22 protein-coding genes, 1 tRNA gene, 1 pseudogene and 1 riboswitch are annotated in these 24147 nt (G+C 68.5%); of the genes and pseudogenes, 11 read left to right on the top strand and 13 right to left on the bottom strand.

Annotation, left to right across the window (positions count from 1 at the left end; all coding sequences use genetic code 11):
- Positions 1–5: 5 nt before the first annotated feature.
- The 4 genes and pseudogenes from FCL41_RS15445 to FCL41_RS17545 all read right to left on the bottom strand — a co-directional run.
- Positions 6–404 carry a hypothetical protein gene (locus FCL41_RS15445; protein WP_137064800.1) on the bottom strand — a complete coding sequence of 133 codons (399 nt, stop codon included), beginning with the start codon at positions 402–404 and terminating at the stop codon, positions 6–8.
- Positions 405–469: 65 nt separating this feature from the next.
- Positions 470–1360, bottom strand: coding sequence for a nuclease-related domain-containing protein (locus FCL41_RS15440; protein WP_239021677.1), 891 nt, complete (start codon positions 1358–1360; stop codon positions 470–472).
- 658 nt (positions 1361–2018) lie between these two features.
- On the bottom strand, positions 2019–4856 hold the full coding sequence (locus tag FCL41_RS15435) for an NACHT domain-containing protein (protein WP_170970176.1): 2838 nt from the start codon (positions 4854–4856) through the stop codon (positions 2019–2021).
- Between the two features lie 82 nt (positions 4857–4938).
- Positions 4939–5090, bottom strand: a pseudogene (locus FCL41_RS17545) (ISL3 family transposase); the annotation flags it as partial.
- Between the two features lie 99 nt (positions 5091–5189).
- Between FCL41_RS17545 and FCL41_RS15430 the strand changes: the two are divergent.
- A complete protein-coding gene (locus FCL41_RS15430; RefSeq protein WP_137064802.1) occupies positions 5190–5612 on the top strand; it encodes a hypothetical protein in 423 nt (140 codons plus the stop codon).
- 93 nt (positions 5613–5705) lie between these two features.
- Here the strand turns inward: FCL41_RS15430 and FCL41_RS15425 are convergent, their stop codons facing one another.
- From FCL41_RS15425 to FCL41_RS15415, 3 genes are all read right to left on the bottom strand, one after another.
- Entirely contained in the window at positions 5706–6014 is a 309-nt protein-coding gene (locus FCL41_RS15425) for a putative quinol monooxygenase (RefSeq protein WP_137064803.1), read from the bottom strand.
- A gap of 357 nt (positions 6015–6371) precedes the next feature.
- Complete coding sequence (locus FCL41_RS15420) at positions 6372–6893, bottom strand: hypothetical protein (protein WP_138868074.1); 522 nt, start codon at positions 6891–6893, stop codon at positions 6372–6374.
- Positions 6894–6991: 98 nt separating this feature from the next.
- On the bottom strand, positions 6992–7642 hold the full coding sequence (locus FCL41_RS15415; RefSeq protein WP_137064805.1) for a serine/threonine-protein kinase: 651 nt from the start codon (positions 7640–7642) through the stop codon (positions 6992–6994).
- A 120-nt stretch (positions 7643–7762) separates the two neighbouring features.
- Between FCL41_RS15415 and topA the strand changes: the two genes are divergently transcribed.
- A complete protein-coding gene (gene topA / locus FCL41_RS15410; protein ID WP_137064806.1) occupies positions 7763–10522 on the top strand; it encodes a type I DNA topoisomerase in 2760 nt (919 codons plus the stop codon).
- Between the two features lie 129 nt (positions 10523–10651).
- On the opposite strand, the gene FCL41_RS15405 is transcribed toward topA, so the two are convergent.
- Entirely contained in the window at positions 10652–10981 is a 330-nt protein-coding gene (locus FCL41_RS15405) for a hypothetical protein (RefSeq protein WP_137064807.1), read from the bottom strand.
- Between the two features lie 205 nt (positions 10982–11186).
- On the opposite strand from FCL41_RS15405, the gene FCL41_RS15400 reads away from it, so the two are divergent.
- On the top strand, positions 11187–11984 hold the full coding sequence (locus FCL41_RS15400) for a hypothetical protein (RefSeq protein ID WP_137064808.1): 798 nt from the start codon (positions 11187–11189) through the stop codon (positions 11982–11984).
- Between the two features lie 7 nt (positions 11985–11991).
- Here FCL41_RS15400 and FCL41_RS15395 read toward each other — a convergent pair whose 3' ends face one another.
- Positions 11992–12627, bottom strand: coding sequence for a class I SAM-dependent methyltransferase (locus FCL41_RS15395; RefSeq protein ID WP_137064809.1), 636 nt, complete (start codon positions 12625–12627; stop codon positions 11992–11994).
- 82 nt (positions 12628–12709) lie between these two features.
- Here FCL41_RS15395 and tmk point away from each other — a divergent pair, with 82 nt between their 5' ends.
- The 4 genes from tmk to FCL41_RS15375 all read left to right on the top strand — a co-directional run bounded on the left by tmk (position 12710) and on the right by FCL41_RS15375 (position 16294).
- Complete coding sequence (gene tmk, locus FCL41_RS15390; protein WP_137064810.1) at positions 12710–13381, top strand: dTMP kinase; 672 nt, start codon at positions 12710–12712, stop codon at positions 13379–13381.
- Complete coding sequence (locus tag FCL41_RS15385) at positions 13378–14550, top strand: DNA polymerase III subunit delta' (RefSeq protein WP_239021676.1); 1173 nt, start codon at positions 13378–13380, stop codon at positions 14548–14550. Before tmk ends, FCL41_RS15385 begins: the two co-directional genes overlap by 4 nt.
- Positions 14547–16106, top strand: coding sequence for an alpha/beta hydrolase (locus FCL41_RS15380; protein ID WP_137064811.1), 1560 nt, complete (start codon positions 14547–14549; stop codon positions 16104–16106). Before FCL41_RS15385 ends, FCL41_RS15380 begins: the two co-directional genes overlap by 4 nt.
- A gap of 115 nt (positions 16107–16221) precedes the next feature.
- Positions 16222–16294: transfer RNA gene (locus FCL41_RS15375), tRNA-Thr, on the top strand.
- 18 nt (positions 16295–16312) lie between these two features.
- Here FCL41_RS15375 and FCL41_RS15370 read toward each other — a convergent pair.
- The gene (locus FCL41_RS15370) at positions 16313–16588 is read right to left on the bottom strand and encodes a glycine zipper domain-containing protein (RefSeq protein ID WP_137064812.1); all 276 of its coding nucleotides are present in this window, start codon (positions 16586–16588) and stop codon (positions 16313–16315) included.
- Positions 16589–16678: 90 nt separating this feature from the next.
- Here FCL41_RS15370 and FCL41_RS15365 point away from each other — a divergent pair, with 90 nt between their 5' ends.
- Together FCL41_RS15365 and FCL41_RS15360 are read left to right on the top strand one after the other, a co-directional pair.
- Positions 16679–17059, top strand: coding sequence for an MmcQ/YjbR family DNA-binding protein (locus tag FCL41_RS15365; protein WP_137064813.1), 381 nt, complete (start codon positions 16679–16681; stop codon positions 17057–17059).
- A gap of 99 nt (positions 17060–17158) precedes the next feature.
- Positions 17159–17800, top strand: a complete 642-nt coding sequence (locus tag FCL41_RS15360; protein ID WP_137064814.1) for a TetR/AcrR family transcriptional regulator — start codon at positions 17159–17161, stop codon at positions 17798–17800.
- 92 nt (positions 17801–17892) lie between these two features.
- Here FCL41_RS15360 and FCL41_RS15355 read toward each other — a convergent pair whose 3' ends face one another.
- Positions 17893–18753, bottom strand: coding sequence for a hypothetical protein (locus FCL41_RS15355; RefSeq protein ID WP_137064815.1), 861 nt, complete (start codon positions 18751–18753; stop codon positions 17893–17895).
- 289 nt (positions 18754–19042) lie between these two features.
- Between FCL41_RS15355 and FCL41_RS15350 the strand changes: the two genes are divergently transcribed.
- On the top strand, positions 19043–22420 hold the full coding sequence (locus FCL41_RS15350; protein WP_137064816.1) for a pyruvate carboxylase: 3378 nt from the start codon (positions 19043–19045) through the stop codon (positions 22418–22420).
- Between the two features lie 46 nt (positions 22421–22466).
- Positions 22467–22916, top strand: coding sequence for a hypothetical protein (locus tag FCL41_RS15345; RefSeq protein WP_175422355.1), 450 nt, complete (start codon positions 22467–22469; stop codon positions 22914–22916).
- 6 nt (positions 22917–22922) lie between these two features.
- On the opposite strand, the gene FCL41_RS15340 is transcribed toward FCL41_RS15345, so the two are convergent.
- Positions 22923–23237 carry a DMT family transporter gene (locus FCL41_RS15340; protein WP_137064817.1) on the bottom strand — a complete coding sequence of 105 codons (315 nt, stop codon included), beginning with the start codon at positions 23235–23237 and terminating at the stop codon, positions 22923–22925.
- 12 nt (positions 23238–23249) lie between these two features.
- Positions 23250–23313, bottom strand: a riboswitch (guanidine-III (ykkC-III) riboswitch).
- Between the two features lie 21 nt (positions 23314–23334).
- Complete coding sequence (locus FCL41_RS15335) at positions 23335–24138, bottom strand: SDR family NAD(P)-dependent oxidoreductase (RefSeq protein ID WP_137064818.1); 804 nt, start codon at positions 24136–24138, stop codon at positions 23335–23337.
- Between the last annotated feature and the right edge of the window lie 9 nt (positions 24139–24147).

The raw sequence follows: 24147 nt of genomic DNA, 5'->3' as shown, positions 1-24147 counted from the left end.
CAGGATCAGCGTTTGCCCACCTTGGTGCGCGGCCGCGGGAGACGTGCCTTCGTCTCACTCTCGGTGTGCCCGCAGTCGAGGACACGGCCGTCGGGGTAGCGCACGGTGGTGGGCCCGCTGAACGACTGGAACTGCACCTCGCCGAAGAGCGCGATCGCGGGCTGCACGCCGCCGCCGGAGCGCGTACGCAGTGACACGACCAGGTCGCCACCTCTGGCGTCGATGCTCGGCTCGACTCTCGTCCTGACACCGTGCAGGTAGGTCAGGACGAGGGTGTTGCCTTCGAAGCGACAGGAGGCGAACTCCTCCTCGTGGCCGCCGTTGGCGCTCAGGTACCAGCCACCGCTGGTCACCGCCAGAGCCACCGTGAGCACCACCACTGCCAGAACGCCTCGTCGACCCATGGACGAAGAGTGCCTGCTGCGCGGCCACCCCGCACGGCATTGACCGAACGGGTCTCGGGCAAAAGTCAGGCGGGCGGGAGTGCCCGGGCGAGCTGCTGGTGGGCGGCAGCGATGGCCTCCGCGTCCAGCGGACCGTCGGCGGCGGCGAGTCTCGAGTAGAGCTTCCTGGGCCACAGCACGGCCACCTCGCGGGTGGTGAACGAGCCACCGATCAGGGGCCAGTCGGCCTCGACGAAGCACAGGACGCCGTGCACGGGGACCGAGTCACCGAGCACGCCCTTGACCACCTCGATCTGCTTGAGCACCCCGTCCACGACCTTGGTGCAGTCGCGGCGTCCGACGAGGAGCTTCTCGACGCGGGGGCGCAGGATGCCGCCCTCGACCTCGAGGTGGGGGCGACCGGCGTACTTCTTGGCGTCGATGACGTAGACCCCGGTAGGCGTGACGGCCAGGTGGTCGATGTTGGCCCGGCTGCGCGGGATCCGGCGGTCGTGCAGCAGCCGGAGCTGTTCGGAGCCGCGCGAGTCGAGACCCGCACCCAGCCGCTCCTCCCCGAGCGCGCCGGTGTTCCACGCAGTCGTCGTCTGCGGGTCGTCGGACAGGGCCAGCAGGAGGCCGCCGATCTTCGGGTGCTTCTCCCGTACGCGGTCCTCCCGCCGCTGCTTGCGGCGCTCGAACTCGCGGCGGGCCGAGGCGCCGGCGGTGCCGGTGTCGATGACTGGCTCGGGGGTCGGGGGGACCGTTGGCTCTGAGGTGGAAGCGGGGTCGGGCACCGTGACGCGCGCCTCGGCTGGCTCGTCGGTGGCCGAAGCGCCGGCGTGCTCCACGCATCGCACGGTCTTGGTGGAGCGCTCGTAGATCGCGGGGGTCTTGGCGGGCAGGTCGGCACTGCACACACGGCAGACGCCCGCGTAGCGCAGCTTCATCAGCTTCTCGTCCGGTACGTCTTGGCTCACGGCAGCACGGTAGGTGAATGGCAGAGGCAGCGGCGGGGGTTGCGGTTTGGTTGAGGTGGGCTGTGACAGTACGAGAGATGGGGAGCGAGACGCTGTCCAAGGCGCGCGACCTGCGGCGGAACCGAGCCTGCGGCATTCCACCCACAAAGACGCATCACCTTTCCCCCTCAGTCCAAGGTGTAATCGTCAGGGTCTGAAACCTCCGGCTTCGAGCAACAGTCCGGCCAAATGGTTGGTTAGGCTGTGGAACCCTTGGGACGAACCGCGCAGGTGTTGAAGCCGCCTATTGATCGCCTCCGTTGCCAGGACCGACGTGCCAACCTGTCCAAGTAGGCCAGCACGTCGACGGCACGCCTCTCCGAGGTCTTTCCCAGCGGGATGACCGCGACCAGCGACCGCGGGCCGCCAGTGCGGACCGATCTGATCAGGTTCCCATCAATTCACGCCCAGGCATCGACATGCTCGCGGCAGGTGGGGTGAGTCTCTGGTAGATCGTCCAGGTCGCCTCAGCATTGACGTGAGCATCGGCCGCGAGCAGCTCTTCCCAGCGGATTCACAGAGTCTCCATCAGGCCGTCACCGCTGCGCGAGGGCCCCGGTGGTCCCCAAGCACTTAAGATAACGTCAACTCTCAAGGCAATGGTCATTACGTAGGAGAACTAGTCTCCGAGCAAGCCGACCCTCCCGGTCATCCAGTTCTTCGCCCAGCGAGGGAAGAGGGCGTTCACGGAACGCTTCGTCGTGGCCCTGTCGGCAGCAGAAGCGCGCGGCAACTTAAGCCGCTCCCACTCTAGTTCGGCCTCCAGCAAGTCTAACTCGGCGTCGGCTATACGGTTCTCCTCACGGTGGGACACCAACGACGCGATGCTGAATCCGAGAAGTGCCTCAAGTTCCTCCAAGACCCACCCAAATCTCCCGGTGAGTTCCCAAGTGACCATTGCGCAGATGAGCGCGAACCTGCGCGACTCCGGGCAGTCCACCAGGGGCGCCTGATTCGCCTCAGCCAGCACCGCTGCCAGCATCTCATAGAGTTTCTTGGCCTCATCGTAAGAGAAGCGCGGCTTCTCGCTACCGTCCATCTCCAAGTGCACTTCAACTAGGCTTGGCGGGATAGTTCCCTCAAGAATTCCAGCAGAAAGAATGGCTTTCCCGGCAGGCCGCGGAGCGCCGCCCACTGCTGGAGCGAACCACTTTCGGTCAAGAGACGAGCCAAGTTCAGCGATACCCAAGTAGTGCTTTCCGTAGAAGCGAGTCCATTCGTCTTGAATATCGCCAGTCGCTATCGCCTGGCTCCAACATGAACCTAGGAGTTCTTCCCACTCATGGCCGCGCTGGACCACACCTGTTTCGAGCGAGAACTCGGCCCAAGCCCTCAGCAGGGTATTCGTTCTTCCGGGGGAAAGCGCAGCATCCTCAGGTTTGCCGATCTCAGACGGATTGAGGGCATAGGCCCCAACTCGCTCTCTAGGGTTGCGCGGAAGAGCAAACAGGTGACTCGAGATTGTTGTTGCGTTCGCGTTCCAATCGCTTGAAAGGGCCAAGAACGCCTCTTCGATCATTTCGTCAAGATGCCGTGGACGCAAGTTCAGAACTCCAGCAATTCGCAAACGAAGCGGCAACAAAGTGCCAACGATTCGCTCCTTTTCCTTCAGCGCGTTGATGATGTCACGAACTCGATCACGCTGACCTGCTTCGGCTGCGCTGACGATAAGTTCCGGAAGGACGGAGCCTGGATTCTTCCGGTATGTCTCGTAAATGATGTCCGCAATTCGCGCAGTGTCCGAGATGGTTCGCACAGTTCCTTCGGCGGCGAAGTACTCCATGAAGGTGCGGTGGGTGAAGACGAAGACCCGCTCTCCGTGACGGGATCCATCCACCCCGAGCAACCACGCGCGATCTGCGCAGAACTCGAGGAATGCGCTTGCCCGCTGGCGTGAATGTCCTTGAAGAACCCCGGCGCTGTCCCGCAGGTATCCAGCGATTACGTCTCGCAGTTGGCGCTCTTCGATGCCCGCTTGAACGCTTTCGCTCCGGAAGAAGAACATTGCGATCTCTTCCATAATATCTTGGCCGTGATTGATGTGATCCGCCGGCTGATCGATATCGCGCATTGAGTCCCAGCGACGAAATAGAAGGTCGGCGCAATCAGAGTAGACAGAGCGGCGGTTTCGTGGGATATGGCCACGATTCTTATAGAGTGCACAAAGAAGCGAGAGCATCAGTGGGTTCTCTGCGAGCTCAGGGGATGCCGCGACCTCTTTCATGAATGGCTCGACGCGCTCCAATCCCCCTTCCTCGCTGGAGAACCATTTCTCGGCATATTCTCGCGTCTGTGCCAGCGTGAAGGGGCGAAGCCTGAACCGGCCGAATGTTCGATCAAGTGGCGCGTCTTCGTATCCTACTTCTCGGCAAGTTACCAGAATTGCGCTGAGCGGATACTGCCTCGAGAAACTCTGAATCTGTTCTACCACTTTGATTCTCTTAGATTTTTCGAGCGCTTCGTCGAGTCCGTCGAAAATCACATATGCCCTACCCAGCAGCAGCAGTGTTTCAACATCACTGCGGTCGACCAAGGTATCTTGATAAAGTCGCTGCACGGCAGTGACCAACTCATCTAGGATTAGGTTTTCGGCATTGAGTTCACGGACACGAATCAAGAGTGGGGCGTGCGATTCGCTTTCGTCGGCGATCATAGTCATGATGCGTTGGGTCAATGTGCTTTTCCCGTTGCCAGGGTGCCCCGTGACCACTGCGCGTACTCGCCGCCCAAGACCAATCGCCTCGCGTGTTGGGACATTCTCGCCGTCAAGGGTTTGCAGGTCTCGCTGAATATAGAGATCTCCGAGTGTCTTATCGGTGTGAGACTCCAGGGAGTGATGAAGATCCATATTTCCGAAGCGCCCGGCAGCTTGGCTTCGTATCTCACGAGATCGTTCGGCGACCCGAGAGAGAAGCGCGATGTCGGTGGCGACTTCTAAGTACCGACGTAGCCATCTGGGATGGCTTGCCGAGCCCCCGGAAATCGGGAGAGTGGCTTTTCGCTCGAGAAGTTGGTTGCGCTCCTCTGAGGAAAGCGTTCCTGATGATTCTTCAGGCAGAAGTTCATCAATACGCTCAACAAGGGCGGTCCACAGGGGTTCGATTTGGTATTCAAAGATTGATTCGTTGTCAATCGCCGAGGAGAAGACGTCACCAAAGGATTTCTTAAGGTCCGCAAATTGTTCGGCTTGAGCCTCTGATGGATAGAGCGCACGTATATAGCAAGCAGCTTCGACCAGCATGAGAATGTTTGGGTGATTCAGGACCTGTGTGATCTTTCGGAATTGCGCCTCGGTCAGGATTACTTCATCAAGAAAGTCCACGGCGAAGGCAGAGTTCGGCGTAGGCAGTGTGACTTGAGGAGAGTCGTCGGTTAAGACGTGCCAAGTTCGCGAAATCGCACGCGCCACTAGATCGCCCAATGCCGATGTGAGCATCCCGAGCGTGAAGGGGTCCACGAATACTCCATTCAGAAGGGCCGCACTGCTTCCAGTCGCGGCGAGCCTCATAGCCTGCGCTTGCGCTGTCCCACCTTCAGGCTCATCGCAGTTGACAGTGTAGGAGTCGGGGTCCCAACCCGCCGGCTCCGAGTAGTCTTCTGCCGATTGGTTGGTCAGGTTGCGGAAACCGAACGCTGAGCCGCGCAGATGCGCCAGTGCGTCGGTCGGGGCTTCGGTGGGTCCGTTGGACGTGCGTCACTCCGCCGCGTACCGCCCGGGTCGCGTCACAAGCCGCATGCGGGACGCGCCGATCTGCGAAAGCTCGGAGAGTTCATACGGCACCATGTGGACATGTCCCAAGATCCGCCGACCTACATCCCGAACGACCTCTTGGGGAGGCTGGTAGGGGCGCGATTGTTCTCGGTGCAGTTCGTTCAGGACTACGTCCAACTACGGTTCGAGGGCCTCGGAGAAGACATGCCCGTCCTGAACTGCGACGCGATGCCGACAGTCGAAACGGCACAGGGGCGCGTGTTCTCGGATGGCGACCTGGGCTACGCGGACGCACTTCGTGCCTTGATCCCTAATCTGGTTCAACACACGCACGAGGCGACGGGGATCGGACTGCGCATCGAGTTCCCGAACGGGGCGATCGCATTGCACCCGGACCGGGAAGCACTGACTGGTCCGGAGATCGCGGTGCTGACCGGCTTCGTGGATCAAGCGTGGATGTGCTGGAGGCCCGGTGAAGAGTCGTTTGAGGACCTAGCCTGACGCACGTACTGGCCGTGGCCGGGGCGGTCCGGAAGCTGCGTCACACCGCCGCGAGTCGGGCATCTTCCCGCGTCGGAGCGGCCGCTCGACCGGCTACGCCTGCTTGCTCCAGACAGGCGTGAGTGCAGTGACCTGTGGAGGACCGGACAACAGCGGCTCAACGTCCTGCAAGTACGCACGATAGGCGTCGGTCTCGAGGAACTGCTGCGACGACCCAGCGCTGTCGTACACCTGAAAAGCGCTGATCGCATCAGGATCGGTGTCGTCGAAGCAGTAGAAGTACGCCAGGTGACTGTCATTGCCCGCTACGGCGGGCGCCATGTGTGCCTCCCAGACCTTACGCACGTCCTCCCTCTTCCCGGGCAACGTCTTGTGTCGAATGATCAGAGCAAGTTGGGTCATGCAGCCAGAGTGGCAGCAGGGGCCGACAGATGTTCTCCGTGCCATGCCGATGCGCGCACGTTCGTGGGTCTTCTGCATACGTCATTTCCCCGCGAATGGCCCTGAGGCGCGCCTTGATCCGTCGCTGTAGCGCTAGCGACCTTCGGGATCTTCTAGCAACGACTCCCAGCCACTGTGGGGGTGATACCCGCAACTCAGACACTCGTCGTTGGGCGCCACAGGCCACCCGTTCGGCAACGGGCCAGAACAGATGGGGCAGAGGTTCATGGCGCTATGAAAGCAGCAATGAAGTGCCCGCTCGGTGAAACGTCGAAGCCAGGCTTGGAGGCACGCCGATTCCGTCCATCTGAGGGCACGTCACGTCCCCGCATCTGGGCTGTCCTGAGGAGGGCGGAAAGGCTGAAGGGGCCCGCGTGCCCCTCTGATCGCAGCAGGCAGCGCGTCGTACGAGACGGCTTGGCCACAGAGGCGCTCCAACGTCGACAGAGACATCTGCGACCCGGCGCGTGCCTCCACGACCTCACGCGGCGCGATGTAGAACTGCCACTGGGCCACGTCCAGTGGGTCGTACTCCTCGTGCGTCCTTGCTGTGTGGAGACAGAAGACGTACACGTGGGCGTTGAAGCCCTGCCCGGCCGAGTAGGTTGCGGTCTCGGCGTCCCAGGCGTAAGCGGTTGCGACACGGAAGGTCGGGGTGCTGAGCTTGGCTTGAGCCCAGGCCTGCAGGTAGCCGGATGACTTGACCTCGATCCGTGTGCCATTGGGGGCAGTGACGTCCCACGAGTCCCACTCGACACGGCGACCCGTCGATCCCACTGCTCTGGCCACCAGAAACTCCGCCAGGTAGCCGCGGACGTTGTTCGTGCGGAGGTCGCTCATGGCGAACCTCCAGAAGTCGATCACTGAGGCGTCGATGCCTGCGAAGGGCTCCGAACCCGTGAGGTGCGGCGGCGCTGGTGGGACGAAATCCATGAGCCTCAACCCCGCCCAATTCTCGGCCGCGGCAACGCCGCCCGCCCACGCCGCAGGCTCGCACCCACACTCTGGGCGACGCCGCGTACGCGCTGACCCACCCACCGGAACGGCGCCGCGATCGCGCGCCAGATCGCCTTGGCGATCGCCACGGCCCAGCGGACCGGAGCGCCGAGCAACTGCACCACCCACGCACGCAAACCACGCCACGCGTCGACAGCCCAGCGCCAAGGAGCAGCCAGCAGGCGACCGAGGGCGCGGAGGCCCGCCTCGATCCCGCGACCGACCCAACGCAGCGCTGCCGAGGGCCAGCGGAAGGGCGCCGCAAGCACGCGACCGACTGCTCGCAGCACGGCGTCGATCCCGCGACCGACCCAGCGCCCGACCGCGGCCAGCCACTCGAACGGGCGGCGCAACAACCGGCCCACCGCGCGCAACAGCGCGGAGGTCCAGCGCAGCGGCGTACGCAGGACGCGGAGCACCGCCCGCTTCAACGCGTCCAGGGCCCGTCGGAAGGCGTCGGCGATGGCGGCGACCACGCGGCGTACGCCCCGCCACACTGCCCGCAGCGCGTCACGCAGCAGCACGAACGGCAGGAGCGGAATCCCGAGGATGACCTCGAGACGCGAAGGCGGTGACTGCGGCTCGTCGTTCATGGGCGCAGAGTCTGCCGCACCACGGCTGCGAATCGCTCCTGTTCACACTCCCGTCGGGACCACGCGCTACCGTGGCGGCGTTCGGCCTGTCCTGGGGCGCTCAAGAGCAAGGAATCGCAAGTGGCACACAAGCTGGTCATCGTGGAGTCGCCGACCAAGGCGACCAAGATCGGTGGATATCTCGGCAAGGGTTATGTCGTCGAGTCGTCCATCGGTCACATTCGTGACCTGCCGCAGAGCGCCGCCGAGACCCCGGCCAAGATCAAGGACAAGCCCTGGGGTCGTCTGGGCGTCGACGTGGACAACGGCTTCGAGCCCTACTACGTGGTGCCCCGCGACAAGAAGAGCCACATCACCAAGCTCAAGCAGCTCCTCAAGGATGCCGACGAGCTCTTCCTTGCCACCGATGAGGACCGCGAGGGAGAGGCCATCGCCTGGCACCTCCTCGACGAGCTGAAGCCCAAGGGCATCCCGGTGCGCCGCATGGTCTTCCACGAGATCACCGAGCCCGCGATCCTCGAGGCTGCCGCCAACCCGCGTGACATCGACATGGACCTCGTGGAGGCCCAGGAGGCGCGTCGCATCCTCGACCGCCTCTACGGCTACGAGGTCTCCCCGGTGCTGTGGAAGAAGGTCATGAGCGGCCTCTCCGCCGGCCGCGTGCAGTCGGTCGCGACCCGCCTCGTGGTCGACCGGGAGAAGGAGCGGATGAAGTTCCGCGTCGCCTCCTACTGGGACCTCGACGCCTCCTTCGACGGCGGCGCCAAGGCCGACCCGCGGATCTTCCCCGCCAAGCTCCACTCCGTCGACGGCAAGCGCGTCGCCCGCGGCTCCGACTTCACCCAGACCGGTGAGCTCAAGTCCGACTCCGTCGTCCACCTCGACCGCAACGGCGCGGAGGCGCTCGCCTCCGCGCTGCGCGAGACCTCGTACGAGGTGCGCTCGGTCGAGTCGAAGCCCTACCGCCGCTCGCCCTACGCCCCCTTCCGCACCACCACGCTGCAGCAGGAGGCGGGCCGCAAGCTCGGCATGAGCGCGCAGGTGACCATGTCGGTCGCCCAGCGCCTCTACGAGAACGGCTTCATCACCTACATGCGTACCGACTCGACGACGCTGTCGTCGGCCGCGGTCGGTGCGGCGCGTGACCAGGTGCGCGAGCTCTACGGCGCGGAGTACCTGCCCGACAGCCCCCGGACGTACGCCTCCAAGGTGAAGAACGCGCAGGAGGCGCACGAGGCGATCCGCCCCGCCGGCGAGACCTTCAAGACGCCCGCCCAGACCGGTCTGCGCGGTGACCAGTTCCGTCTCTACGAGCTGATCTGGATGCGCACCGTCGCCTCCCAGATGAAGGACGCCGTCGGCCACACCGTCTCGGTGCGGATCGGCGGCACCGCGGCCGACGGTCGTGACGTCGTCTTCGGCTCGTCGGGCCGCGTGATCACCTTCCACGGGTTCCTCAAGGCGTACGTCGAGGGCCTGGACGACACGTCCAAGCAGCGCGACGACGCCGAGACCCGCCTGCCCGACCTCGAGCAGGGCGCGGCCGTCAGCGCGGCCAGCGTCAGCGCGAGCGGCCACGAGACCAAGCCCCCGTCGCGCTTCACCGAGGCGACGCTGATCAAGGAGCTGGAGGAGCGCGAGATCGGTCGCCCCTCCACCTACGCCTCGATCATCTCCACGATCATCAACCGCGGCTACGTCTACAAGAAGGGCACCGCGCTGGTCCCGGCGTGGATCGCCTTCTCGGTGATCCGCCTGATGGAGGAGCACTTCCCCCGCCAGATCTCCTACGAGTTCACCGCCGAGATGGAGTCGATCCTCGACGAGATCGCCGCCGGCCGGAAGGACCGCGTCAGCGAGCTGGGCGAGTTCTACTGGGGCTCCGACCGGGTCAAGGGCCTGCAGCCGCTGGTCACCGGCCTCGGTGACATCGACGCCCGGGAGATGGCGACCTTCCCGGTCGGCGACCCCGACTCCGGCATCCACCTGAGGGTCGGCCGTTACGGTCCCTACATCGAGGGGCCTGGAGATGACGGCGAGCCTGCGGGCAAGCGCGCCAACGTGCCCGAGGACCTGCCGCCCGACGAGCTCACCGTGGCCAAGGCCAAGGAGCTGCTCGCCAACCCCGCCGGCGAGGAGGTCGTCCTGGGGCAGCACCCGGAGACCGGCCTGACCGTCGTCGCGAAGAACGGTCGCTACGGTCCCTACGTCACCGAGCTCCTGCCCGAGGACGCCAAGAAGAGTGCCAAGCCGCGCACCAGCTCGCTCTTCAAGTCGATGAGCCTCGACACCGTCACCCTCGACCAGGCCGTGCAGCTGCTCAGCCTGCCGCGCGTCGTCGGCCTCGGTGAGGACGGCGTCGAGATCACCGCGCAGAACGGTCGCTACGGGCCCTACCTGAAGAAGGGCACCGACTCCCGCACCATCGACGCGGAGGAGAAGCTCCTCACGATCACCCTGGACGAGGCGGAGAAGATCTACGCCCAGCCCAAGGCACGTGGGCGCGGCGCCGCCACGGCTCCGCTGAAGGAGCTCGGCAACGACCCGGTCTCCGGCCAGCCGATCGTGGTCAAGGCGGGTCGCTTCGGTGAGTACGTGACCGACGGCGAGTACAACGCCACCCTGCGCAAGGACGACACCGTCGAGGCGATCACCCTCGAGCGGGCGGCCGAGCTGCTGCAGGAGCGCCGCGACAAGGGGCCCGCGAAGAAGGGCGCCAAGAAGACGGCGAAGAAGACGACCAAGAAGGCCGCCGCGAAGAAGACGACGGCCAAGAAGGCGGCGTCGAAGACCGCGGCGAAGAAGACGACGGCCAAGAAGGCCACGTCCAAGAGCGCGACGAAGAAGACGACGAAGAAGGCTGCGGCCGAGAAGGCCTGATCACCCAGCCGCTGCACCCACCCCTCGCCAGCGAGCACACGAGGGCGCCTCGTTCCCCACGAACTGGGCGCCCTCGTGCTCGTTGCGCTGCTCCACCGGAGGGAGTTGGCGAGCAGCCGGAGGGGAGGTTCAGGAGGCGCGCGCCATCCAGCCACGGTGGGAGCCGGCCGGGTGGGCCATGCGGGCCTTGCGCTCCTCGGTCTCGCTCGTCGAGCGACCCTCGGCGTCGAGCGTCGTGACCTTGACGGTGGAGGCACCGATCGCCAGCAGGAAGGTCTCGAGGCGCTCGGCGGTCCAGCCGCCGGGGGTGACCAGCACGATCTCGTCGACGAGCATGCCGTTCCAGCCGGGCTGGCTGCGCAACGCCATGAGGGCCATGCCCTGGCCGGTGATGCCGGCCACCATGTTGGCGACGCCGGAGCGTCGTTCGGTGAAGACTGCCTTGGCGGAGTACATCATGGCTGGCTCCTCTCGGTGCGGGGACGATGCTGGTCACCGTCTGCGTCACAGCCTGCGCCTCGGATGCGACCGCGATGCTTCTCCCTTGTTTCGGGGAGATGAAAAGTCCTCTGGCCGGGTGGCGAACCGGTGAACACCGGGGGACCGGGCGCGTTAGGGTCCGGTCCGTGGCGCGCGCCGGCGGGCCCGTAGCGCTGGGGGCACGATGCAGGACACTCTCGAGGAGCCACTTCCCGTCGAGGTGGGCGGGGAGCAGCCGCGCAGGAACGGCGCCGCCGTCTTCAACTTCGTGGCCGGATGGGTCCTGCTGATCGTCTTCGTCGTCTCGTTCGCGGCGTGCCTGGCCCAGGGGTCGGGCGCCGCTTCCCAGTACGACCTGATGAAGAAGCTGGAGTCCGACGCCCGCGAAGGCGTGGTGACCACCGTGGAGGTCGAGAGCCTCTCCGGTGGGCGCCTCGACTCGGTGACCATGCCTCCGACGAACGGCTATCGCTTCGTCACGGTGAGCTGGCGCGAAGGACTGCTGCGTCGACACACCCAGTACGTCGTCGCCTCGTCCGAGGCGCAGGCCCGCAAGGCCCAGAGCGACGACCGCCGGGCCAGGCCGGTGGTGGTGGCGCCCGACTCGCTGCAGGGCCACTGGGAGGAAGTGCAGCCCGACGTGAGCGTCGTCGCAGGGGAGGGGCGGCACAGTGCCGGCGGCTCCACGCAGCTCTTCGGGATCGAGTGGTCGGTCCCGTCCTGGGCGATGCTCCTGGGCGGCCTGGTGGCCGGACTGGGCACCCTGACCCGGCTGGTCGTCGGTCCGCAGCCCTGGCGCCTGACCCGTTGGGCGTGGGCCTGGCCGGTCCTGCTGGCGTGGCCGATCGGTGTGCCCGCGTTCCTGCTGTTCAGCGGGGCGACCGGTCTGCTCCCACCGTCCACTCCGCAGCGAAGAATGGGCGGCCTTGCCTCGCTCCTGCTGACGGCCTCGCTGACCTGGCTGATCTCCTCCGCCCTCTGACCCCGGGTCAGAGCGCCGCGCCCGCCTGCGCCGCCCCCACGAACCCGTAGCCCCACGGGGCCGTGGCCGCGGGCCCCTCGACCAGCATCCGCTGCTCGAGCGTGACGACGTCGAACCCGGCGCCGCGTACGAGGGCCGGGATGTCGCGGGTCAGGTGGCAGCCGCCCGCGACCCGCTTCTCGATGGGGTCGAGTCGCCGCTGCCAGCGGGCCACGCCTGCGTCGGGGGAGAGGCCGTGCTCCGCGAAGGCGAGCAGGCCGCCGGGGCGGAGCACGCGGCGTACCTCGGTGAGCGCGAGCGAAGGGTCGGGGATGGTGCAGAGCGAGAACGTGACGAGCGCGCTGTCGTACGTCGCGTCAGGCGCCGACATGGCCTGGCCGTCGAGGTCGATCCTGACCACGGGCAGTCCCGCGCCGCGTCGTCGATCGGCCGAGCGCTCCCATGCCAGGTCCGACGGTTCGACCGCGTCGACAGCGGTGACCGCGGCCGGCAGGTGGGGCAGGTTGAGGCCCGAGCCGAAGCCGACCTCGACCACCCGGCCGGTCAGGGGCGCGCAGACCTGGGCGCGCAGCTCGGAGATCTCGGGCGCGGACAACGTCGCGTCCGTCAGCCGCGGCACCACGCGGTTCGTCCACCACCCCATCCGCCCACCCTAGGGCCTCGGCGCTGCCGTGAGGGGCTGAGCAACTGCCAGAACTGTGGGTCTGCGCCCGTAGGGTGTGGGCGTGACTTCACCTGCCGTCTACGCCGACTCCGGCCTCTTCGTCTGCTTCGAGGGGGGCGACGGGGGCGGCAAGTCCACGCAGTCGCGACTGCTGCTCGACTGGGTCACGGGGCTGGGCCACCGCGCCCTGCTCACCCGTCAGCCCGGCGGCACCAAGGTCGGGGAGGAGTTCCGCCGCATCGTGCTCTCGCCCGAGACCGGTGACCTCTCCCCGCGCACCGAGGCACTGGCGTACGCGGCCGACAAGGCCGAGCACGTCGACGCCGTGGTGCGCCCCGCCCTGGAGCGCGGCGAGGTGGTGATCACCGACCGCTACGTCGACTCGGCGCTGGCCTACCAGGGTGCCGGCCGGGCGCTCGACGTCGACGAGGTCGAGGAGGTCATGCGCTGGGCGACGGGCGGACTGCGCCCCCACCTGACCGTCGTGCTCGACCTCCCGCCGGAGGCAGGGCTGGGCCGCTTCGAGGCCCGCGACCGCATGGAGGGGGAGTCGTTGGACTTCCACGAGCGGGTGCGCGACAAGTTCCTCTCCCTCGCCGCGGCCGATCCCGACCACTACCTCGTGCTGTCGGCGCGTGACTCCATCGAGGAGATCCACGCGGCCATCCGGGCGCGGGTGGCTCCGCTCCTCCCGCACGCCGTGGCCGGCATCGATGCGGCGGTGGCGCCGTGAGCGTCCAGCCCGAGACCCGACCCGCCCCCATCTGGGACACCCTCGTCGGCCAGCGCCACGTGATCTCCACCCTCGACCGCGCCGCCCGCGGCGACGGCATGACCCACGCCTGGCTCTTCACCGGCCCGCCCGGCTCCGGGCGCTCCAACGCCGCGCTCGCCTTCGCCGCCGCGCTCCAGTGCGAGCAGGGTGGCTGCCACGAGTGCCACTCCTGCCGCACGGTCATGGGGGGCACGCACGCCGACGTCACCGCGGTGCGCACCGACGCCCTGGTGATCGCGGTCAAGGAGGTGCGCGACCTCGTGCGCAAGGCCGCGCTCTCTCCCAACGGCCAGCGGTGGCAGGTGGTCCTCATCGAGGACGCCGACCGGCTCAACGACCACGGCTTCAACGCGCTGCTCAAGGCGATCGAGGAGCCCAACAGCCGCACGGTCTGGCTGCTCTGCGCGCCGACCGCGGAGGACGTGCTCGTCACGATCCGCTCGCGCTGCCGCCTCGTCACGCTCACCACCCCGACCGCTGCCCAGGTGAGCGACTTCCTGGTGCGCATCGACGGCGTCCCTCCCACGATCGCCGCCCACGCGGCCCGCGCGAGCCAGGGCCACATCGGCCGGGCCCGGGCACTCGCTCGCGACGAGGGCACTCGCAACCGCCGCGCCGAGGTCGTCCGGTGGCCCGCCAAGCTGACCTCGCTGGGCTCCTGCATGAATGCGGCCGGCAACCTCGTCGAGGTCGCCAAGCAGGAGACCGAGGCCCAGAGCGCGATCGTCGAGGCGCGCGAGAAGTCCGACCTCGACCGGTCGTACGGCGTCGAGGGACGCGGCAAGCGCCCCCGCGAGTACGCCCCCGCCCTCAAGGAGCTCGAGGCCGGACAGAAGCGGCGTGCCAAGCGTCGGCTGCTCGACGTGGTCGACCGTGCCCTGATGGACCTGGTCTCGGTCTACCGAGACGCGATCGCGTTCGGGGTGGGAGCCAGCTCCGAGCTGGTCAACGAGGAGATCAGGGCCGACATCGCCCAGCTCGCCCGGCGGTCGTCCCCGGAGGAGCACCTGCGCCGGATCGAGGCGATCTTCACCGCGCGCGAGCAGATGCTGGACTTCAACGTGAAGCCCGAGACGGCCCTGGAGGCCATGATGGTCGCGCTGCGGCTGGAAGGTGAGAGGCGATGAAGAAGATCGTGGCGATCGTCGCGGTGGTGGCCCTGCTCCTGGGCTCCGCCGTCGGCGTGGGCGTCGGGCTCAAGGCGCTGTGGGACTCGAGCTCGCTGGGCGGTTCCTCGCCGGAGCGCCTGGAGGACGACGAGACCAGCGGTGACGACGTGACGTCGCCCCCGGAGGCCGGCCTCGCACCCTTCTACTCGCAGCTCATCGCCTGGCAGGACTGCGGCGGCGGCTTCGACTGCGGCTGGCTGAAGGTGCCGCTCGACTACGCCGACCCCGAGGGGGAGCAGATCGAGCTGCGGCTGCTCAAGCGGGACGCCGCCACCGGCGAGCGCATCGGATCCCTGGTGGTCAACCCGGGTGGTCCCGGTGCGCCCGGCACGGAATATGCCGCCGCTGCGCAGAACGTCTTCCGCAAGCCGATCCTCGACCACTTCGACATCGTGGGCTTCGACCCGCGTGGCACCGGCGCCAGCAGCCCGATCGACTGCCTCTCCGACGCCGACCTCGACGCCTACGTGGCTGCCGACCCGGCGCCCGACACCCCGGCCGGGGTGAAGCAGCTGCAGGAGTCCAACCGGGCCTTCTTCGCCGGCTGCCGCGAGAAGTCCGGAGCGCTGGTCGACCACGTGAGCACCGTCGAGGTCGCCCGTGACATGGACGTGCTGCGTGCCGCGCTGGGCCAGAGCAGTTTGGACTACTTCGGTGCCTCCTACGGCACGGCGCTGGGAGCGACGTACGCCGAGCTCTTCCCCGAGCGCGTCGGCCACTTCGTGCTCGACGGTGCCGTCGACGTCTCGGCGGACACCCTGGAGAAGAGCCTCGTCCAGGCCGGCGGCTTCGAGACCGCGCTGCGCGCCTACGTCAAGAACTGCGTCGACAGTGGCGACTGCCGCCTCGGCGACAGCGTCGACGAGGGCATGGCGACGATCTCCGACCTGATCGAGCGCATCTCCCGCAAGCCCCTGCCCGGCCAGGGCGACCGCAAGCTGACCGCCGGACTCGCCTTCTACGGCGTGGTGATGCCGCTCTACAACCGCGCCTACTGGCCGATGCTCGACCTTGCGCTCGCGAAGGCCCTGGACGGCGACGGGTCGGGCCTGCTGGAGACGGCCGACCTCTACACCTCGCGCGACGCCGACGGCTACCGCGACAACAGCCTCGAGGCGATCGTGGCGATCAACTGCCTCGACGACCCCGAGTTCGTGCCCGCCTCCGAGGTCCCCGCCCGGTTCGCGGAGTTCGAGAAGGTCTCCCCGACCTTCGGCAAGGTCTTCGCCTGGGGCCTCACCGGCTGCGCCGGATTCGACGGGAAGGCCGCCGCGGAGGAGCTGGTGATCGACGGGAAGGGCGCCGCGCCCATCCTGGTCGTCGGCACGACCCGCGACCCCGCCACCCCGATGGTGTGGGCCGAGGAGTTGGCCGACCAGCTCGACTCGGGCGTCCTGGTGCGTCGCGACGGTGACGGCCACACCGCGTACAACGCGGGCAACAACTGCGTCGACGAGGTGATCGAGGACTACCTGCTCAACGGGAAGGTCCCCGAGGACGGGGTCTCCTGCTGAGCTCCGGCCGTCCGCGGAGGGTGGCGATTCCGCGCCCGCGGACCCCCGTCCGTATACTCTCCCGAGGTTGCTCGTCCGTCCCTCGGATCCGTCCGTGGGAAACAGCGAACGCCACGCCGCCTTAGCTCAGTCGGTAGAGCGAGTCACTCGTAATGACTAGGTCGTCGGTTCGATTCCGACAGGCGGCTCGGACGTGAAGGCCCCGGTCACTGACCGGGGCCTTCACCCATTTCGCCGGGGTCGCCGGGGCCGTCAGTGCGGAGCTCCTGCTGGTCGCTCGCGTCGCTCTTCGCGTCCTTGTCGGAGGAGGCCGGCATCGCCCCGAACGCCGCCCCGAACGCCGCCCCGAAGGCGAAGCCGACGCCGACCATCGCCCAGTTGTCCATCATGAGCGAGAGGGCGACGCCGATCGGCAGGCTCAGAGCAATGCCCATGGCCACGTGTTCGCCCTGCTGGTCCTTCTTCTCCGGTCCGTCAGTCATGCGCCCCACTGTGGCACGGAAGGGGGAGGCGCGGTGGGACTGCGCCCCGGGCCTCGGCACGATGTCGGCGCCCTGTGCCAAGGTGCTCCCATGGCTCGCAAGGTGCAACGACCGCCGGTGCCACCGGCGTACCTCCAACGCATCCGTGCCGTGCTGCTCGCGCTGCCCGAGGTGCACGAAGAGCCTGCCTGGGTGGGAGTGCGTTGGCGGGTGCGGGGCAACACCGTGGCCCACGTGTTCGGAGGAGAGGACCAGCTCTTCCGGGTCACCTTCCGTGGCGAGCCCGACGAAGTCTCGGCCTTCCAGCACCTGGGCGACCCGTACTTCCGCGGCGGCTGGGGGGAGAACGTGATCGGCATGACGATCGACGACTCGACCGACTGGGACGAGCTCGCCGAGCTGCTCACCGACTCCTACTGCCTCCAGGCCCCGCCGACCCTGGCTGCGCTCGTCGAGCGACCCCACCACTGACCTCACGCAGGGCGCGGTGGGCGGCCTGACACCCGATGGGCATGGCGACGTGCCTGTGTAAGGTTCCACGCGGACCTGCACTCGGGCGAGGGATGAACCATGGTTGAAGGGCTTCGCGCACGCAAGAAGCGAGCCACCGAAAACGCGATTGAGCAGACGGCAGTCCGCCTTGCCCTCGAGAAGGGGCACGCCAACGTGACGGTGCCCGAGATCTGCGAGGGTGCCGACATCTCGCGCAGCACCTTCTTCAACTACATGCCCAACCGTGAGGCCGCGATCTTCGGCCGCCCGCTCAAGATGATCCCCTTCGAGGAGGCCTGGGCCCTCATGGAGGAGCGCGCCGAGGCGTCGGTCCTGCGGGCCATCTACCAGGTCGCGCTGCGCTCCGTGGGCCAGGCGACGGTCAACGCCGAGGTGGCGGCCGGACGCTCGCGGCTCGGCATGGAGCAGCCTGACACCGCGGCGATGCTGCTGGCCCCCTACGTCGCGCTGTCGACCGACCTGACCGGACTGCTGTACGTCTGGCTCGACGCCGACCCCTCACGTCGCCTCCTCGCCGACATCCCGCTGCTGAACGAGGCGATCGTGGTCGTCTCGGTGATCGGCAGCGCGCTCCAGTCGGCGATCGCGATCCTCCAGGGGGGAGGCGACACCGTCATCGGTGAGCAGGCCTTCATCGACGCGGTGAGGCAGATCGAGCAGGTCGCCGGGCAGCTCCACGCCCAGGCCGCCCAGCCCTGAGCCACCCAGTCCTGAGCTCCCCATTCCTGAGGTCCCCAGTCACGCCGGTCCCCGGGTTGCCTCCCACCGACCACCCGGGGACCGTCATGACCTCACGACGCCTGTGAACGCCGGAACCAGCGGCCCTCCCGGGGCTTGCGGGGGCGTTCGGAGAAGACGGCTCCCGCGAAACGTGCCCCGGTGAGCGGAGCGACGTCCGGTTCCCAGGCCCAGTCGTCGTCGATCGGTTCCTCTGCCTCGTCGAGCACCTCCTCGGCCTCGGCGGGACGGAAGGGGGCGGCCAGTGGCGTGACCCGGTCGAGGTCGATGGGGCGGAGGGTCGCCCGCACCCGCATGAGGTCGTCGACCAGGGCGGTGGTGTCCGCCTGCGTCACGCACAGCACCACGCAGCCGTGGTCCATCGGGGAGACGACGACGGTGCGGTGCTCGAAGCCGAACCACACGCAGGTCTCGCGGTAGCGCTCGTCGAGTCCGGCCAGCACGCCGAGGCTGCGTACGCCCACCTCCGGCATCGCGTCGAGGTGCGGCTCACCGACGCTCGCCATGACGCTGCGGTCCCGGCGCACGAGCACGCCCCACTCCAGCCCGGGCACCTCGTGGGCCAGGGCCAGGCAGGCGAGCGCGGCCTCGTCGGGGGAGGCGCCGTCGGCGACCAGTCCGAAGGCCGGCGGGTGCAGGGGTGGCGCCAGTGGCGGGAAGACGTGGCCACGCAGGATGCAGTCGCCGCCGACGTCCCAGCCGATCTGCGCCGAGACCGCGCAGGTGCCGGTGGTGGAGACGGAGACGAGTCGGCCCAGGCCGAGCGTCTCCCCCATGCCCGAGGCCAGGCGGGCCACGTAGCGCAGCTGGGCGGCGAGCAGGCCGTGCATCGGGTCGCCCGCGACGTTGCCGTCGACACCGAGCGAGAAGGCGTTGCCCACGGATCGAACGGGCGTGGGGATGGGGTCGGTCATGGTTCCTCCGGGGAGGCGAGTCGGTCCGGGCCCGCCGAGAAGGGTCAGGTCCTGTGCCACAGCGTGGAGGGGCACGTGGCACCACGTCGAGTGTTCTCACACGATGTTCACGCACCCGGTCCAGTCGAAACCGGCCTGACACACGTCCTGCGGCGTCGACCGGTGAGCCTCCGGGCGCCACGTCGCAGCGTGGCGAGAGGGGCTCGACGCCCGCTCCGGCGTGTGATCGGATGTGACATCCGGCCCGGTCGGGGCACTGCGTCGGCCCGGACGCGACGGAAGGTGACCCATGTTCAACAAGATCCTGGTGGCCAACCGCGGCGAGATCGCCATCCGGGCGTTCCGCGCGGCGTACGAGGTGGGCGCGCGCACCGTCGCCGTCTTCCCCTACGAGGACCGCGGCTCCGAGCACCGGCTCCGCGCCGACGAGGCCTACCAGATCGGCGAGGTGGGCCACCCCGTACGCGCCTACCTCGACGCCGACGCGATCGTCGACGTGGCGGTGCGCTGCGGCGCTGACGCCGTCTACCCCGGCTACGGCTTCCTCTCGGAGAACCCCGAGCTCGCCGAGGCGTGCACCGCGGCCGGGATCACGTTCATCGGGCCCGACGCCGACGTGCTCACGCTGACCGGGAACAAGGCCCGCGCGATCGCCGCGGCCCGGGAGGCCGGCGTCCCGACGCTCGCGTCGGTCGAGCCCTCCACCGACGTCGACGCGCTGGTGACGGCGGCCGAGGGCATCGAGATGCCGCTCTTCGTGAAGGCCGTCGCCGGTGGCGGTGGCCGCGGGATGCGGCGCGTCGACGACCGCTCCGCGCTGCGCGAGGCGATCGAGATCTGCATGCGTGAGGGCGAGGCGGCCTTCGGCGACCCGACGGTCTTCATCGAGCAGGCCGTGGTCGACCCGCGCCACATCGAGGTGCAGATCCTGGCCGACGCCACGGGCGAGGTCATCCACCTCTACGAGCGCGACTGCTCGGTGCAGCGGCGCCACCAGAAGGTGGTCGAGATCGCCCCCGCGCCCCACCTCGACCCCGACCTCCGGGACCGGATCTGCTCCGACGCGGTGCGTTTCGCCCGAGCCATCGGCTACCGCAACGCGGGCACCGTGGAGTTCCTGCTCGACCCGACGGGGCGCTACGTCTTCATCGAGATGAATCCGCGCATCCAGGTCGAGCACACGGTCACCGAGGAGGTCACCGACGTCGACCTCGTCCAGGCGCAGCTGCGGATCGCGGCCGGGGCCACCCTCGCCGACCTCGGCCTGTGGCAGGACCGCATCCGGCTGCGCGGCGCCGCGCTGCAGTGCCGGATCACCACCGAGGACCCCTCCAACGACTTCCGGCCCGACACCGGCAAGATCACGACCTACCGTTCGCCCGGTGGGCCCGGCGTACGCGTCGACGGTGGCACGACCTACACCGGCGCCGAGGTCAACGCCCACTTCGACTCGCTGCTGGCCAAGCTCACCTGTCGCGGACCCGACTTCGAGAAGGCGCTGGAGAAGGCGCGCCGCGCGGTGGCGGAGTTCCGCATCCGCGGCGTCGCCTCCAACATCCCGTTCCTCCAGGCCGTGCTGGCCGACCCCGACTTCGCCGCGGGCCGCCTCAGCACCGCCTTCATCGAGACCCACCCGCACCTCCTGCACGCGCGTCGCAGCGGTGACCGTGGATCCAAGATGCTGGCCTTCCTGGCCGACGTCACCGTCAACCAGCCCCACGGCCCCGCGCCGGTGACGGTCGCCGCCTCCGAGAAGCTGCCCCCGCTCGAGCCCGGTGAGGTGCCCAACGGCAGCCGCCAGGAGCTGCTCCAGCTCGGCCCCGAAGGGTTCGCCGCCGCGTTGCGCGCCCAGACGCGCGTCGGGGTCACCGACACCACCTTCCGCGACGCGCACCAGTCGCTGCTCGCCACGCGGGTGCGTACGAAGGACCTCGTCGACGTCGCCGGGCACGTCGCCCGCACCACGCCGCAGCTCTGGTCGCTGGAGTGCTGGGGCGGGGCGACGTACGACGTGGCACTGCGCTTCCTCGCCGAGGATCCGTGGGAGCGCCTCGCCGCGCTGCGCGAGGCGGTGCCCAACGTCAACCTCCAGATGCTGCTGCGCGGGCGCAACACCGTCGGCTACACGCCCTACCCGCCTGAGGTGGCCGACGCGTTCGTCGCCGAGGCAGCGGCGACCGGCATCGACGTCTTCCGCATCTTCGACGCGCTCAACGACGTCGAGCAGATGCGCCCGGCCATCCGTGCGGTCCGGGAGACCGGGACGACGGTGGCGGAGGTGGCGCTCTGCTACACCGGCGACCTCTCCGACCCGGGCGAGCGGCTCTACACGTTGGACTACTACCTGCGGCTCGCCGAGCAGATCGTGGACGCAGGCGCCCACGTGCTCGCCGTCAAGGACATGGCCGGCCTGCTCCGCGCGCCCGCGGCCCGCAGGCTGGTCACCGCGCTGCGCGAGCGCTTCGACCTGCCCGTCCACCTGCACACCCACGACACCACCGGCGGCCAGCTGGGCACGCTGCTCGCGGCGATCGACGCCGGCGTGGACGCCGTCGACGCGGCCTGCTCGGCGATGGCCGGCACCACCTCCCAGCCGCCCCTCTCCGCCCTGGTCGCTGCCACCGACCACTCCGAGCGTGAGACGGGGCTGTCGCTGGCAGCCGTGAACGCGCTCGAGCCCTACTGGGAGGCCACGCGCCGCGTCTACGCGCCCTTCGAGTCGGGACTGCCCGCGCCCACCGGGCGCGTCTACCGCCACGAGATCCCCGGCGGCCAGCTCTCCAACCTGCGTCAGCAGGCGATCGCGCTCGGGCTGGGGGAGAGGTTCGAGGCGGTCGAGGAGATGTACGCCGCGGCCAACGACATCCTGGGCAACGTGCCGAAGGTGACCCCGTCGTCGAAGGTGATCGGCGACCTGGCGCTGCACCTGGTGGCGGTGGGCGCGGACTGGCGCGACTTCGAGGAGAACCCCGGCAACTACGACATCCCGGACTCGGTGGTCGGCTTCCTGCACGGTGAGCTGGGCGACCCTCCCGGTGGGTGGCCCGAGCCCTTCCGGACGAAGGCGCTCGAGGGGCGCACCTGGAAGCGGCCGGCGGAGTCCCTCACGCAGGAGCAGGCCGTGGGCCTGGTCAACCAGCGCCGGGAGACGCTCAACGAGCTGCTCTTCCCCGGCCCCACGCGTGACTTCCGCGAGTCCCGCGAGCAGTTCGGTGACCTCTCGCGGATGCCGACGCCGGAGTACCTCTACGGGCTGCGCCCCGGCGAGGAGCACGTCGTCGAGATCGCGCCCGGGCGTCGGCTGATCTTCGGCCTCGAGGCGATCGGCGAGCCCGACGAGCGGGGCATCCGGACCGTGATGGCGACCATCAACGGCCAGCTGCGTCCGGTGCCGGTGCGCGACCTGTCGGTGGAGTCCGAGGTGGCGGCCACCGAGAAGGCCGACACCTCCCAGCCCGGTCACGTCGCGGCCCCCTTCGACGGCACCGTGACCGTCAACGTCCAGGAGGGCGACACCGTCGAGGCCGGGGCCACCGTGGCGACGATCGAGGCGATGAAGATGGAGGCCTCCATCACCGCCCCGCTGGCAGGGGTGGTCGAGCGGGTCGCGATCACCGGGACGCGGCCCGTCCAGGGCGGTGACCTGGTGCTGGTGGTCCGCGCCTGACCCGGTGCCGGCTCCGGCCCCACCACCGATGAGCGAGACTGTCCCCATGCGATTCACCGAGCACGAGCTGACCCAGGCGATCCACGGTGTCGCCAAGTCGGTGCTGGCAGCCCGCAAGGACGTCCGCAAGAAGAAGGTCGACGTCGAGCAGCTGTGGAGCACGATGGACAAGTTCGAGCGCTACCAGCTCATCGACGGCCTCGGCAGCCAGCTCATCCCGGTGCTGATCGCGCTGCCCGACGTCGAGGTCGCCGCCGGCACGCGCGCCACCTTCACCCCCGAGCAGGTCACCGAGGCCGTTGAGTCGGTCGTCGGCGACGCCGGTGGCAAGCTGCGCCGCAAGGCGACCGTCGCGCTGCAGGTCGCGCTCACGACCGAGGCCCTGAAGCACCTGCCGGTGCGGCGCGACCCCGACGGACTGACGTCGGGCGAGGCCGACCCGTTGGACGACATCGTCGTGCCCGACTCGCTCGAAGGGCTCGAAGGCTTCAACTGAGTGGTGTCAGTGGGCCAGCTTCAGCCCGATGACGCACCCGATGAGGCCCGCGATCAGCAACAGCTTGACGACGCTGAACGGCTCGTCGCCGGTCGCCATCGACCACGCCACCGTGAGGGAGGCGCCGATGCCGACCCAGACCGCGTACGCGGTGCCGACCGGGAGCGTCCGCATCGCGTAGGCCAACCCCACCATGCTCAGCGTGACGGCGACGCCGAAGACCGCCGTCGGCACCGGTCGCGTGAACCCCTCCGACTTGCCCAGGGCCAACGCCCAGACCGCCTCCAGCATCCCGGAGACCACCAGCACCAACCACGCCATGACGCACCTCTCGGTGGCCGTCTTGTCGCGTTCCGGGTACGGCTCCCTCGTCCGGGGGTCAGGATCCTGACGCCGCTGCCAAGGCTAGCAACGAGTCTCAGCTCACCAGGCCGGCCATCCGCTTGGCGACCAGCTCGATCGCCCGCGTCGGCGCCAGGCGCGACAGGCGGTCCAGCATGGTGGCGTCGGAGCCGATCCTCAGCCGTGGCTGCCCCTTCTCCATCGCCTCCACGATCATCCGACCGGCGTCGGGGGCCGAGGTCAGCTTGGCTGCGGCGTCGCTGTTGCTGGCGTCGCGGCCGGGCACAGCGGCGTCGGAGTTGTCGGCGATCCCCGTGCTGACCGCGCCAGGGAAGACCACCGTCACCGCCACCGAGGTCGTACGCAGCTCGGCGTAGAGCCCCTCGGTCAGCAGCTTGACCGCGGCCTTGCTCGCGCCGTAGAGCGACTGGCCGGGGACCGGCACCAGCGCCCCCATGCTCGAGACGTTGACCAAGCTCGCCTCGGGGCGTTGGACCAGGTGCGGCAGGAAGGCCCGGCAGGTGTGCACGACGCCCCACAGGTTGACGTCGACGACCTTCTGCATCGTGTCGAGGTCGAGGTCCTTGAAGGGCACGAACTTCTGGATGATCCCCGCCACGTTGGCGAGGCCGTCGACCGTGCCGTGGGCGGCGAGCACCTCGTTGGCCATGCGCTCGACGGCGGCCGCGTCGGAGACGTCGACCTCGTGGCTGGTGAGCCGGTCGCCGGCTCCCGCGAGCGCGGCGGTCTCGGCGAGTGCGGCGGCGCGTAGGTCGACCGCGGCCACCCGGGCTCCGCGACGCAGCAGCTCCAGCACGACCTCGCGGCCGATGCCGTTGCCCCCACCAGTGACGACGATGACCTTGCCGTTGATCTCCATGACCTCACG

It is taken from the genome of Nocardioides jishulii (assembly GCF_006007965.1).
Lineage (GTDB): Bacteria > Actinomycetota > Actinomycetes > Propionibacteriales > Nocardioidaceae > Nocardioides > Nocardioides jishulii.
The sequence above is the reverse complement of the archived record's forward strand: the minus strand, read 5'-3'. Positions and strand labels throughout refer to the sequence as shown.